Source organism: Streptosporangium sp. NPDC048047 (genome assembly GCF_040653115.1).
Lineage (GTDB): Bacteria > Actinomycetota > Actinomycetes > Streptosporangiales > Streptosporangiaceae > Streptosporangium.
On the sequence record NZ_JBEZNH010000014.1, the window covers coordinates 166,078 to 179,876 of the forward strand.

General features: G+C 73.3%; 8 protein-coding genes. 4 read left to right on the forward strand and 4 right to left on the reverse strand.

Annotation, left to right across the window (positions count from 1 at the left end; translation table 11 throughout):
• Window positions 1-52: 52 nt before the first annotated feature.
• Both AB0D67_RS15530 and AB0D67_RS15535 read right to left on the reverse strand, forming a co-directional pair.
• A complete protein-coding gene (locus tag AB0D67_RS15530; RefSeq protein ID WP_362934749.1) occupies window positions 53-2,416 on the reverse strand; it encodes a protein kinase in 2,364 nt (787 codons plus the stop codon).
• A 49-nt stretch (window positions 2,417-2,465) separates the two neighbouring features.
• Window positions 2,466-4,649 carry a protein kinase gene (locus AB0D67_RS15535; protein WP_362934752.1) on the reverse strand — a complete coding sequence of 728 codons (2,184 nt, stop codon included), beginning with the start codon at window positions 4,647-4,649 and terminating at the stop codon, window positions 2,466-2,468.
• 316 nt (window positions 4,650-4,965) lie between these two features.
• On the opposite strand from AB0D67_RS15535, the gene AB0D67_RS15540 reads away from it, so the two are divergent.
• Window positions 4,966-5,886, forward strand: a complete 921-nt coding sequence (locus tag AB0D67_RS15540) for a chorismate mutase (protein ID WP_362934755.1) — start codon at window positions 4,966-4,968, stop codon at window positions 5,884-5,886.
• 53 nt (window positions 5,887-5,939) lie between these two features.
• Here AB0D67_RS15540 and AB0D67_RS15545 read toward each other — a convergent pair whose 3' ends face one another.
• Window positions 5,940-7,331, reverse strand: coding sequence for an amino acid permease (locus AB0D67_RS15545; protein ID WP_362934758.1), 1,392 nt, complete (start codon window positions 7,329-7,331; stop codon window positions 5,940-5,942).
• Between the two features lie 146 nt (window positions 7,332-7,477).
• On the opposite strand from AB0D67_RS15545, the gene dnaE reads away from it, so the two are divergent.
• Window positions 7,478-10,999 (forward strand): DNA polymerase III subunit alpha, encoded by a 3,522-nt coding sequence (gene dnaE / locus AB0D67_RS15550; RefSeq protein WP_362934761.1) that lies wholly within the window; start codon window positions 7,478-7,480, stop codon window positions 10,997-10,999.
• Between the two features lie 227 nt (window positions 11,000-11,226).
• On the opposite strand, the gene AB0D67_RS15555 is transcribed toward dnaE, so the two are convergent.
• Window positions 11,227-12,201, reverse strand: a complete 975-nt coding sequence (locus AB0D67_RS15555) for a hypothetical protein (RefSeq protein ID WP_362934764.1) — start codon at window positions 12,199-12,201, stop codon at window positions 11,227-11,229.
• 164 nt (window positions 12,202-12,365) lie between these two features.
• On the opposite strand from AB0D67_RS15555, the gene AB0D67_RS15560 reads away from it, so the two are divergent.
• Window positions 12,366-12,881: a SigE family RNA polymerase sigma factor gene (locus AB0D67_RS15560; protein WP_362934767.1), complete on the forward strand. Its 516-nt coding sequence runs from the start codon at window positions 12,366-12,368 to the stop codon at window positions 12,879-12,881.
• Window positions 12,868-13,680: a hypothetical protein gene (locus tag AB0D67_RS15565; protein ID WP_362934770.1), complete on the forward strand. Its 813-nt coding sequence runs from the start codon at window positions 12,868-12,870 to the stop codon at window positions 13,678-13,680. Before AB0D67_RS15560 ends, AB0D67_RS15565 begins: the two co-directional genes overlap by 14 nt.
• Window positions 13,681-13,799 lie beyond the last annotated feature (119 nt).

Genomic DNA, 13,799 nt, shown 5'->3' on the forward strand with positions numbered 1-13,799 from the left:
TAACGAATAGGGTTCGGACGGCGCCCCGTCCGGTGGCCGGCCGGGGCGCCGGTCAGGGCCGGAAGCTCCTGGCGACACTGTCGAACAGGGTCCGGTCCCAGTCGGACTCGGGACTCTCCATGTAGATCGCGTACGGGCGGCCGGCGGCCGTGCGGAACCCCCGGTCGAGGACGTGCGTGCGGACCCCGTTCCTGAGGTAGGTGAACTCCCAGTCGGCGGCGCTCCGGGTGAGGTACGTCCGCGCGCTGATGCCGACGCGGCGGTAGCCGGGCCACAGGTTCCTGGCCCGCCCGCTCCGCTCCACCTTCAGCCAGTGCCGGACCGGGTCCTTCTCCGGGTCCTCGGTCGACTCGATCCACAGGAACGTCTTCGACCCCGGGGCCCGGAACTCCACGCGGTCCCGGTCGGGGAACCGCCGGGCGGTCCAGCCGCGCGGCACGTCGACCCTGAAACCCAGCCGGTCGAGGTGGGTCCGCCAGCCCCTGGGCGGCGTCCGGTCCGTGCCCGCCGACGGGGTGGCGGTCGGGCGGGACGTCCCGGAGGGCCGGGGGGAGGCGGTCGTCTCACCGGACGGGGCGGCCGTCTCCCTGGCCGTCCCGGTCGAGGGCTTCCAGTCCTGGAACACCAGCCAGCCGCCGATGCCGAGCAGCACGGCGAGCGCGGCGGCCCCCGCCGCCAGCGCGGTCTGCGCCACCGGGAACCGCCGTTCCCCGGGCGCGTCGTCCCCGGCGGCCCGCCTGCGGCCCGGCCGTTCGCCCGGGTACGGCGAGGCGTCCGGGTACGGCGAGGCGTCCGGACGCGCCCGGTGCCCGGCCTGCGTGGGCGCATCCGGGTAGGCCCGGTGTTCCGCCCGCGGGGGAGCGTCCTGGTGCGCCCGATGGCCCATCTGCGGCGGAGCGTCCGGGTGTCCCCCGTGCCCCGCCCGGGTCGGAGCGCTCCGGTAGGCGGGGAGCTCCGGGTCGCCGCCGTGCGACGGGCGCCCGCCGGGCACCGGACCGCCCTGGTACGCCGGACCGCCCTGGTACGGCGGGGCCTCCCGATGCGCCTGGACCTCCCGGTACGGCGTCCCGGACCGCGGCGGCCCGTTCGGGTCCCGGCTGTCGCCGTACGGCGGAAGGCCCCCGTACGGCGGCTCCTCCCTGTGCGGCGGCTCGTCCCCGTACGGCGACCGGTCCCGGTACGGTGCCTCGTCCCGGTACGGCGGCTCGTCGGGGCGGCCGGGCCGCCCCCCGTGCCCGGGGCCCTCGTGGAGGGCCCGCCGCGGGTCGTCCGGGAACACGTGCCCGGGTACGGCGGCCGGGCTCTCGGGGAACGCGTGCCGCTCCGGCTGTCCCGGGAGGCCGTGCCATGTCCCCTCGCCCGGCCCGTACCGCGCGTGGGACCCCTGCGGCGACCCCGGCGGCGCGGTCTCGGCGGGCCGGGAGCGTTCCCCGGAGCGTTCTCCGGAGCGGGCCGTCCGGGAGCCGCGGCCGGAGTGCCGCGTCGGCGGCCCGGTGAGCCCGGCGGGATCCCCGGTGCCCGCCGCGGGGAGTGTGCCCGGCGGGAGGACGCCCGCCGCGCCTGCGATGCCCGTCGTGCCCGTCGTGCCCGTCTCGTTCGCGCCGGACGGCGCGGAGGACGCCCGGGTGAGCAGCGCCATGGCGTGCTCGGCCGGCATCCGCTCCGCGGGCTCCCTGGCCATCAGCCCCAGGATCACGGTGGCGAGCGGCCCGGTGTGCGCCATGGGCGCGGGCTCGCCGTGCAGGACGGCCATCATCGTCGCCGCGGCCGTGGCGCGCTCGAACGGCGGACGGCCCTCCACGGCCGCGTACAGCGTCGCCCCGAGCGACCACAGGTCCGACGCGGGGGTGGCGGGCAGCCCGTGGAGCCGCTCGGGCGGCAGGAACGCCGGGGTGCCGACGACCCCGCCGGTCCGGGTGATCCCCGTCTCCTGCGCCATCGAGGCGATGCCGAAGTCGGTGAGGACGACGCGGCCGTCGTCGGCCAGCAGCACGTTCTCGGGCTTGACGTCGCGGTGCAGCACCCCGGCGGCGTGCGCCGCCAGCAGCGCGCCCAGCACCTGCGTCCCCACGGACGCCACCCGTCCGGGCGGGAGCGGCCCCCCGGCGCGGACGGCCTGGCCCAGCGACCGCGACCGGACCAGCTGCATGATGATCCAGGGACGGCCGTCTTCCTCCACCACGTCGTGAATGATGATCACAGACGGGTGGTCGAGTCGCCCGGCGCTCCTGGCCTCGCGGATGGTCCGCCGGTTCAGGTCCGCCCGCGCGGCATCGTCGACGTCGCGGTAACGGACCTCCTTGATCGCCACGATCCGGTCGAGGAGCTCGTCGTGGGCGCGCCACACGACGCCCATGCCGCCCTCGCCGATGGGTTCGATCAGGTGGTACCGGCCCGCCACCTTCCGTTCGGTCATTGTCGCCGCCCCTCCCAAACCCAGGCATCGTAGCCGTTCGGGGCGGACCTCACTTTTTCGAGGAGAAGGTCTCGGTGAACCCCTTGAAGTAGTGCAGGTTCTCGTCCCACTTCGAGGCGAGGGTGTGCCAGTAGATCGCGTACCCCCGGCCGCCCTCGGTGACGAACCCCCGGTTGATCACCCGGGCCTTGCCCGAGCTCGTGTTCCAGGTGAACTCCCAGTCGGCGGCCTTCTCCATGTAGTCGACGTTCTCGATGCGGATCCGCTTGTAGCCGGGGAACCTGCCGCGACTGTAGGACTCCTGGTTCTCCCAGTCCTTCTTGGGGTCGGGCCCGGCCTTGTCGACGTACTCGACGAAGACGAAGCTCGCCCGGTCGGGGCTGCGGAACCACACCTGCTTGCCGACCCGCTTGTCCTCGTTCCACCCCTTGGGCAGCCCGATGGAGAAGCCGTTGCGGTCCTTGTGCATGCGCCACCCGGCGGGCAGCGCGGGCTCGTCCTTCTTGTCGTCCTTCTCGTCTTCGCCGCTCTCCGACGCCGAGGGGGACGGGGAGGGGGCGGTGCTCGGGCTCTCGCCGGTGCCGGGGGACCCGGAGGACGTGGGGCCGGAGGTGGGCTGCTGGGACGTCCCGGAGGTCTTCGAGTCGCCGGTGGGCTCGGCCGACCGGCCGGCCCGCGAGGCCGACGAACCGTCGTCCTTCCGGGCGCTCTGCGCTCCGAGCCATGCCGCGAGCGCCCCCACCAGCAGGATCGCCGGCACGATCAGCAGGGCCCACCGCAGCACGGACCTGGACCCCCCGCCGCCGTTCCCGGGCGAGGTGGGCAGCACGTCGCCCGCCGCGGACGGCGGCACGGTGGGCGGCGCGGACGCCGCGGACGGGGCCGCCGCGGACGGGGCGGACGACGAGGCGGTGGACGGGACGGGCGGCGCGGACGGCCGGGACCGTACGGCGGGCTCCCGGCTCGCCGGGGGGACGACGGGCTCCGGCCTGGGCGCCGGAACGGCCTCGCGCGGCTCCGGCTCCCGCTCCGGCCGGGCGGCGGGCGCGGGGTCCGCCCCGGCGCGTCCCACCGGGGGGACGGGCTCGCGCCCGGCCTTGGCCGACTTGGCCGGCCTGGCCGACGGTGCGCGCCCGGCCGGGGCCGGGGACGCGGGCGGAGCCGGCGCGGGGACGGACGGGACGTCCTCCTCCGCCGCCGGCGCGGTCGTGCCGAGCCTGGCCCCGGTGGACGGCGGGCCGCCGGCCTCCAGGCTGATCTGCGGGTCGGTCGCCGCGGCCGCCGCGTCGTCGGGGGACTCCCGCGCCTCCCGCGCCTCGCGGGGCTTCGGGGCGTCCGCCGCCTCGGCGACCGGCATGACGGCCGTCCTCGCGGGCTCCCGCGGCTCGGCGGCGGGCGCGCTCCGCCGGCCGCCCTCGGCGACCTCGCGCAGCATCCGCTCCGCCTCGTCGTACGACAGGCGACGCGCCGGGTCCTTGCGGAGCAGCCCCTCCAGCACCGGGGCCAGCCGCCCCGCGCGCGCCGGGGGGTCGGGCTCGTCGTTCAGCACGGCGTGCATGGTCGGCAGCGCCCCGCCGCGGTCGTGCGGGGCACGGCCCTCCACGGCCGCGTACAGCGTCGCCCCGAGGGACCACAGGTCGGACTCGCGCTGGGCGGTGCCGCCCTTGATCCGCTCCGGCGCGATGAACGCGGGCGTGCCCGCGATGCCGGTCATGGTCAGCGCGGTCTCCGACTCCAGCGTCGCGATGCCGAAGTCGGTGAGGACGACGCGGCCGTCGTCGGCCATCAGCACGTTCTCGGGCTTGACGTCGCGGTGCAGCACGCCCTGGGCGTGCGCGGCGCGCAGCGCGTCGAGAACCTGGAGCCCTATCTCCGCGACCCGCTCGGGCGGCAGGGGCCCGTCCTGCCGCAGCACCTTGCCGAGGGCGCGGGACTCCACCAGCTGCATGACGATCCAGGGACGGCCGTCCTCCTCGACGACGTCGTGGACGACCACCACGTTGGGGTGCGTCAGCCGCCCGGCGGCGCGGGCCTCGCGCTTGGTCCGCCGGTTGAAGTCCTCCTGGTTGTCCTCGCCGAGCGTGTCGGCGTAGCGGACCTCCTTGACCGCGACCTCGCGGTCGAGCAGCTCGTCGTGGGCCCGCCAGACGATGCCCATGCCACCCCGGCCGATGGGCTCGAGCAGGTGGTAGCGGGAGGCAACGCGGCGTCCCTCAGGTTGTGCTTCGGCCATCAACCGCACCTACCCCTTTCTAAGCCACCGAATACTCTCACAGGCCAGGTGGGGTGATCGACTCTCTCGCGCGCGATGTGTTCGGCATATGAGACGAATCCGCTCACCAACTGGCGTGTCGCCGGAAGATGGCCTATCGTCGATGCCATGACATGCCACTTCGCGTTTATCGGGCCGGCTCCGGGGAGCCGGTCGTGACGACGTGACGTAGCGACCTTCCGGAGCCGGCCACAGGCAGAGACCTTGAGATCTCTGCCTTTTTTGTTTCTCCGATCCGCCGGCTCGCGGGGCGTGCCGGCCCAGTCAGGGAGCCGTGATGCTGACCGCAGACTTGGAACGCCGGGCCGTGCGCCTGGGGACGCTCACCGTGGGCGAGGGGCCCGCCGTGGTGATCGGCGGGCCTGGCGCCGAGGCGCGGCTGCTCGACCTGCGGGTCCGCCGGGAACCGGCGGCCGAGGCGCTGACCCGGGTCCGCGCCTCCTGGGAGGGGCCGCTCCTCGTCGAGCCGTCCGCCGCGGACGACCTGCCGGCGATCGCCGCCGGCGCCGACGCGGTGGTGGTCGGCGCGGCCTGGACGCGCGACCTGCCGCTGGTCCGCGCGGCCGCCCGGCTCGGACTGCCCGTGGTGGTCCATCGCGGTCCCGCCGCGACGCTGGAGGAGTGGCTGGCCGTGGCCGGGCAGTGCGCGGCCGAGGGCAACGACCGGATCGTGCTGTGTGAGAGCGGGGGCCGGGCGCGCGTCGCGGAGCCGGCCCCCGACCTGGCGTTGCTGCGCGCCGCCCGGGAGCGGTCCGGCCGGCCCGTCGTCGCGGGCCTCGGCGAGGACGCCGGCCTGGCCGCGGCGGCGGTCGCCGCCGGCGCCGACGGCCTGCTGCTGTCGCCCGGTGCCCCGGAGGAGGCCGTCCGTGGCGCGCTGGAGGCCGCCCGGGTCGTCGGGGCGCTGACCCGCCCGGAGGCGCCAGGCTCGATCCTCGCCGCCCGCGGCGCCATCGACCGCGTCGACGCCGCCCTCGCCGTCCTGCTGGAGCGCCGGGTCGGGCTCGCCGGGGTCATCCAGCGGCTCAAGCCGGTCGGCGGCTTCGCGGGCCGCGACCCCGACCGCGAGCGCCGCCTGGTGGCCGGGATGGCCCGCCGCGCCCCCACGCTGGGTGAGGAGCGGCTCGCACCCATCATGAAGGCCGTCATCGAGGCGGGGCTGCACGTGGCCGAGGAGCGCCGTGCCCGGGACGGGGCCTGACCGCCGCGCCGCGCCGCCTGCCGGGGGCGCGGCGGGCCCGCCGTACGCGGGGTTCAGCCGGGCATGCGGTCGGCCAGCGGGGCCCCGGCGCGGCGGCGTGAGCCGACGACGCGCCAGCCCAGGGCGATCCCCGCGGCCAGCACCGGGACGCAGAAGAAGGCGACGCGCTGGTCGGGGTCGGCGAACGCCATGAGCACCACCACCAGAGCGAGGAGGGCCAGCGTGAACCAGTTGGTGTACGGCGAGCCGGGCATCCGGAAGGACGGCCGTTCGACGAGGCCCCGCAGGGCGGCGCGGCGCAGCCGCAGCTGGCAGTAGAGCAGGGTGGCCCAGGTGGTGATCACGCCGAGGGACGCGACGGCGGTGGCGATGTTGAAGGCGCGCTCGGGGACGAAGTAGTACAGCACCACCCCGGCCAGCAACACCCCCGCGGTGATGAGGATGCCGCCGAAGGGCACGTGACGCGAGCTGAGGCGTCCCGCGACGGCGGGCGCCTCGCCCTTGACCGCCATGGCCCGCAGGATCCGGCCGGTGGAGTACAGGCCCGAGTTGCACGACGACATCGCCGCGGTGATCACGACCAGGTTCATCGCGTCGGCGGCCCAGGGCACGCCGAGGGCGGCGAAGACCGTCACGAACGGCGACCGGCCGGGGCCGTAGGACGTCCACGGCAGCGCCATGCACAGCAGCAGCACCGAGCCGACGTAGAAGACCCCGATGCGCCAGATCACGCTGTTGATGGCCTTGGGCATGACCTTGCCGGGGTCCCTCGTCTCGCCGGCGGCGATGCCGACCAGTTCGATCGCCGAGTAGGCGAAGACGACCGACTGCAGGCTCATCAGCACCGGCGGGAACCCCATGGAGAAGAAACCGCCGTGGGAGGTGAGGTTGCCGGCCCCCGCGGGCGTCCCGCCCACCTCCGTCCCCAGCAGCACGACCGCCAGCCCGACCACCAGGAACGCGCAGATGGCCAGCACCTTCAGCAGCGCGAACCAGAACTCCAGCTCGCCGAAGAGCCGCACCGACAGCAGGTTGACGGTCAGCACGAACCCCAGCGCGACGAGCGCGGTGAGCCATCGGGGGAAGTCCGGCGCCCACATGTGCACGTAGACGGAGATCGCGGTCAGCTCGGCGACGCCGGTGAAGGCCCAGTTGACCCAGTACATCCAGCCGCTGGCGAAGGCCGCCCACGGGCCGACGAACTCGGCGGCGTAGTCCACGAAGGAGCCGGAGGTGGGCCGGTGGAGCACCAGCTCGCCCAGCGCGCGCATCACGAAGAAGGCCGCCAGCCCGGCGACCGCGTACGACAGCACCAGCGCCGGCCCGCTCGCCTGAAGGCGCCCCCCGGAGCCCAGGAACAGCCCGACGCCGATGGCGCCGCCGATCGCGATCATCTGCACCTGGCGGTTGCCGAGCGCGTGGCTGTAGCCCTCTTCGGTCCTCACGTGACCCCCCCGTTCACTCTTCTCACATGAATCATCGCTCAAAGTAGCCGAGTCCCGCCGCCGTCACGGGGTGGTGCGGCACCCGGTGAGGGCCCGAACGCGTAGGCTTCCCACGCCGACAGGAGACCAGGGGAGGGCGAGGCCGCATGCCAGATTCGTTTGTTCATCTTCACGTTCACACGGAGTACTCCATGCTCGATGGAGCGGCCCGTCTGAAGCAGATGTTCAAGCAGGTCGGTGACCTGGGCATGCCCGCCATCGCGATCACCGACCACGGCAACATGCACGGCGCCTACGACTTCTACAAGCAGGCCACCGGGGCGGGGATCAAGCCGATCATCGGCATCGAGGCGTACGTCGCCCCGGCCTCCCGGCACCAGAAGAAGCCGGTGCTGTGGGGCGAGCCGCACCAGAAGAGGGACGACGTCTCGGCGGGCGGCTACTACACCCACATGACGATCTGGGCGCGCAACGACCGCGGCCTGAAGAACCTCATGAAGCTCTCCTCCCGGGCCTACACCGAGGGCTTCGTCCGCAAGTGGGCCCGGATGGACGCCGAGATCCTCGCCGAGCACTCCGAGGGCCTGATGGCCACCACCGGCTGCCCGTCAGGCGAGGTGCAGACCCGCCTGCGCCTGGGCCAGTACGACGAGGCCCTCGCCGCCGCGGCGAGGTACCAGGAGCTGTTCGGCAAGGACAACTACTACCTGGAGATCATGGACCACGGGCTCGACATCGAGCGCCGGGTCCGCGACGGTCTGACCCGCGTCTCCAGGGAGCTGGGCATCCCGCCGCTGGTCACCAACGACTCCCACTACACCTACGAGTCCGACGCCTCCTCCCACGACGCCCTGCTGTGCATCCAGACGGGCAAGCAGCTGTCGGACCCCGACCGGTTCCGCTTCGACGGCAGCGGCTACTACATCAAGACCGCCGACGAGATGCGCGCCGTCGACTCCTCCGACCTGTGGGCCGAGGGCTGCCGCAACACCCTGCTGGTCGCCGAGAAGGTCGACCCGTCCGGCATGTTCGGTTTCAAGAACCTGATGCCGACCTTCCCGGTGCCCGACGGCATGACCGAGGAGGAGTTCTTCCGGCAGCAGGTCCGGGAGGGCATGGAGCGCCGCTTCCCCGAGGGGGTCGACGAGGAGCACCGCGCCTGGGCCGAGAAGGAGCTCGGCGTCATCGTCCAGATGGGCTTCCCGTCCTACTTCCTCGTGGTCGCCGACTTCATCATGTGGGCCAAGAACAACGGCATCCGGGTCGGCCCCGGCCGTGGCTCGGCGGCGGGCTCGCTGGTGGCCTACGCCCTCGGCATCACCGACCTCGACCCGATCCCGCACGGCCTGATCTTCGAGCGGTTCCTCAACCCCGAGCGCGTCTCCATGCCCGACGTCGACATCGACTTCGACGAGCGCCGGCGCGGCGACGTGATCCGCTACGTGACCGAGAAGTGGGGTTCCGACAAGGTCGCGATGATCGCCACCTTCGGCACCATCAAGGCGAAGGCCGCCATCAAGGACGCGGCCCGCGTCCTGGGATACCCGTACGCGCTGGGCGACCGGGTCTCCAAGGCGTTCCCGCCCGCGGTGATGGGCAAGGACATCCCGCTGTCGGGCATCTTCGACTCCGATCATCCCCGGTACAACGAGGCCGGAGAGCTGCGCAAGCTGTACGAGGAGGACGTCGACGTCAAGGCGGCGGTCGACCTCGGCCGCGGCCTGGAGGGCCTGATCCGGCAGACCGGCGTGCACGCCGCGGGCGTCATCATGTCGTCCGAGGTGCTGACCGACCACATCCCGATCATGCGCCGTGACTCCGACGGCGCGATCATCACGCAGTTCGACTACCCGACCTGCGAGACGCTCGGCCTGCTGAAGATGGACTTCCTGGGCCTGCGCAACCTCACGATCATCGACGACTGCCTCAAGGCCATCGAGGCCAACACCGGCACCATGATCGACCTGCTCAAGCTGCCGCTGGACGACCGCAGGACCTACGAGCTGCTGGCCCGCGGCGACACCCTCGGCGTGTTCCAGCTCGACGGCGGCGGCATGCGCTCGCTGCTGCGCCTGATGCGGCCCGACAACTTCGAGGACATCTCCGCCGCCCTCGCGCTCTACCGGCCCGGCCCGATGGGCGCCAACTCGCACACCAACTACGCGCTGCGCAAGAACGGCCAGCAGGAGATCATCCCGATCCACCCGGAGCTGGAGGAGCCGCTCAGGGAGATCCTCGACACGACCCACGGCCTGATCGTCTATCAGGAGCAGGTCATGGCCATCGCGCAGAAGGTCGCCGGCTACTCCCTCGGAGGCGCCGACCTGCTCCGCCGCGCGATGGGCAAGAAGAAGAAGTCGGAGCTGGACAAGCAGTACGAGTTCTTCGAGCGCGGCATGAAGGACAACGGCTTCTCCGCCGCGGCCATCAAGTCCCTGTGGGACATCCTGCTGCCCTTCTCCGACTACGCTTTCAACAAGGCCCACACCGCCGGCTACGGCCTCGTCGCGTACTGGACCGGCTACCTCAAGGCCAACTACCCCGCCGAGTACATGGCGGCCCTGCTGACCTCCGTCAAGGACGACAAGGACAAGTCGGCCCTCTACCTCAACGAGTGCCGCCGGATGGGCATCAAGGTGCTCCCGCCGGACGTCAACGACTCCGACTTCGACTTCACCCCGCGCGGCTCCGACGTCCGCTTCGGCCTGTCGGCCATCCGCAACGTCGGCGGCAACGTCGTCGACGGGATCCTGGCCGCGCGCAAGGAGAAGGGCCGCTACACCGACTTCAAGGACTTCCTGCGCAAGGTCCCGGCGATCGTCTGCAACAAGCGCGTCATCGAGTCGCTGATCAAGGCCGGCGCGTTCGACTCCTTCGGGCACGTCCGCAAGGGCCTGGTCCTGGTCCACGAGCAGGCCGTCGACGCGATCATCGACATCAAGAAGAACGAGGCGATCGGCCAGGACTCCCTGTTCGGCGCGGTCGAGGGCGCCGAGGACCAGACCTTCGACGTGCAGATCCCGCCGGGGGAGTGGGACAAGACCACCCTGCTGGCGTTCGAGCGGGAGATGCTCGGCCTGTACGTCTCCGACCACCCGCTGTTCGGCGTGGAGCACATCCTCGCCTCCGGCGCGGACTGCTCGGTCGCCGCACTCCAGGACGAGAACCGCCCGGACGGGCAGATCGTCACGGTCGGCGGCATCCTGAGCGGCGTGCAGCGCAAGGTCACCAAGAAGGGCGACACCTGGGTCCTGACCATGCTGGAGGACCTGGCGGGCGCCATCGAGGTGATGGTCTTCCCCTCGACGTACCAGCTCTGCTCGACCATCCTCGCCGAGGACGCGATCGTCTTCGTCAAGGGCCGCCTGGACAAGCGCGAGGACGTCGGCAAGATCATCGCGATGGAGGTGACCGCCCCCGATCTGTCCGTCGAGGGCGGCGGCCCCCTGGTCGTCAGCATGCCGCTCACCCGCTGCACCCCGCCCGTGGTGGGGCGGCTGAAGGAGGTCCTGGTCACCCATCCGGGCACCACCGAGGTCCACCTGCAGGTCCACAACGGTCCCCGGACGACCGTCATGCGACTCGACGACCGCCTGCGCGTCGCCCTGTCCCCGGCCCTGATGGGCGACCTGAAGCAGCTCCTCGGCCCGGCCTGCCTGGGGGCCTGAGCGGCCTCGGCCGGGGGCGGACGGTCTCCGGCCTCTCCGGGCCGGGCCCACGCGGGGCCCGGCCACCGGATCAGCCCTCGCGGGCCGTGATCGGCCCCCGCGGGACCACGGCCCGGAGAGGCCCCCGCGGGCCGTGATCGCCCCCGCCGGACCACGACCCGGAGAGGCCCCCGCGGGCCGTGATCGGCCCCCGCCGGACCACGACCCGCCCGGCCGAGGGGGCGGGATCAGGGGAGGGCGGGGACCGAGGGCCGGTCGTCCGTCCACCCGGCCTCGAGGATCACCGAGGTCCGGTCCTTGATGGCGGGCTTGCCGCTCTCCCCGCTCTCGTGGTGCTCGCTGAGCAGCGTCATGGCGCCGGTGTCGACGACCGTCCTGACCTCCGACGCGGAGCCCCTGTGGTCGCGCTCGATGAGGAAACCCCTGCCGGCCCTGCCCTGCGGATCCTTCACCCCGCTCAGGGGGCGGACGCCGGGCAGCGTCGGCAGCGCCCGGTAGGCCGCCGTCCGGACCGCCTTCGACACCGGGACGCTGTACAGCAGCGAGACCAGCACCTCGGCCGTGTAGCCGTCGAGGATCTCCTCGGGGATCCTCGCCTCCGGCTCGTCGTCCGGGTTCGGCGCGTTCCGCGCGGCCTTCTTGATCCACGCCTTGAGCGCCTCCGGCTCCGTGGGCAGCCCCTGGATCTCCCGATACGGCCGCCACCGCTCCACCAGGTAGAAACCGGTGACGTTCCTGGTCTTGTTGAGGGCGCCCGCGTCCGGCCGGGTGGACAGCCGCAGGCCCCCGTCCTTCCACGTGGTGGGGGAACCGTCCCGGCGCCACGCCCGCTCGTCCGCCGCGGTCGCGGGCCGCACCCCCAGTTTGCGGACGCCGGACCAGGATTCGCCGTCGCGCGCGGTCCACTCCTCCAGGAGCTCCCGCTCCACCACCCGGTAGCGGTTCGCGCCGCGCCCGAGCGGGCGGGGGCGGGTGTACGTCGTCAGCGTCCTCGTATGCCAGTAGGCGCCCTCCGCGGAGGCCGTCCCCACGCGGGCGGCGGTCACGGGCCGGGACCCGACGGCCTCCGCCGTGCCCGCCGTCGCGGTCGTGCCCGGCAGGATGACGGCTCCCGCGACGGCCATGGCGATTCCGGCCGAGGCCGTCCGGCGGGCGGGCGCGCCGGAGCGCCCGGCCGGCCCTCGGAGAATGATCGATTTCATGACACCTGATACAACCGGGCGGCGTCCCGGGTTGCCCTGATGATCGGATTCTCCCGTTCCGCAACAGCCGGGCATGTTCCGACGCGGTCAGGCGGGTCGCGGGTACCGGGCAACCTTCCACCCGGCCCGGTTGTCTGAGGGGACATGAGATCGGACGAACAGGGATGAGCGGTCCCGACGACGACGGGTTCATCGCGTTCGTCGCCGCGCGGGGCACCAGCCTGCTGCGCGTCGCCCACCTCGCGTGCGGTGACGAGCGAGAGGCCGAGGACCTCCTGCAGACGGCGCTGGAACGGACGTACCGCAGGTGGGATCGGGTGCGGCACGACAATCCGGAACCGTACGTCCGCCGCGTCATCGTCAACGCCGCCATCAACCGCGCCCGGCGCCGGGCGATCCTGCGGATCCTGCCCACCCACACCCCGCCCGAGAGGCCGGCCCGGGAGGTCGACCTCGACCTGCGCGGGATGCTCATGGACGCCCTGCGCGCGCTGCCGCCCCGGCAGCGCGCCGTGGTCGTCCTGCGGTACTGGGAGGACCTCAGTGAGGCGCAGACCGCCGAGATCCTCGGCTGCTCGGCGGGCACGGTGAAGAGCCAGGCGTCGAAGGCTCTCGCGAAGCTCAGGACGGCCGTCGGCCACGAGTCACTGGAAGGGGTGCTCGGAAGTGCCTGCTCTTGAGGAGATCCTGCGCCGGGTCATGGCGGAGGAGACACGGGAGCTGCGCGCCGCACCGGATCTGGCCCAGCGCGTCATGCGTTCCGCCCGCGGTGGGAACACCCGGCGGGCCGGGCGCGCCGCGCTGGCCGTCGCGGTGGCCGTGGCCGCGGCGGTGGTCCCGGTCCACCTGTTCCTCACCCGGGGCCCCGCGCCGGCGACGGCGAGCGACGGGCCCTCCGCCGTCGCCACGGGCCCGGCCGAGAACCCGCGCCTTCCCGGAGAGCAGGTCCTCGGCGGCGTCAGGGTCACCTACGTGCCTCCGGGCCTGCGCTGGACCCAGTGGCGGCTCGACCGGTCGGAGGAGTTCACCACGACCTGGAACTACGACGGCGACGAGAACGGCCCCTACTGCGTTCAGATCTTCGTCCACGAGGGGTCGGCGGCCGGGGAGTTCGACGAGCGGCTGCGGGACTACCGCGACCGGGGCGAGGGCGAGGAGGTGACCGTCGGCGGCCACGCCGCGTATTTGGTGACGCAGTCTGTCGGCGAGGACGGGGGGCCGGGCACCCCGTCCCTCCTCCTCGACCTGGGGGGCACGCGGCGGGTCGAGGTGATGCTCGGCCCGTCCTACGCCGGGGACCTCGGCGGCCCGGAGGCGGCCGGGCGTGAGCTGCGGAGGATCGGCGAGGGGCTCAGATTCACGGCCTGGCCCGCCCCGCCGGGCGAGGGCGCCGGGCCCGAGGGGACGGCTCCGACGGCCGGGCCCGTGACGCCGGGCGACTCCCCGGACGGATCCGCCCCGTCCGTCCCCGCCGGGTGACCCGCAGGACCCTCGGGCGGGGAGCGGAACCGGCCGGACGGGGAACGGGACCGGCCAGGGCGGGTCAGACATCCCTGGATGTGGAATGTCAAGCCGCAAGGTCCTGTTGCCGATGTGAC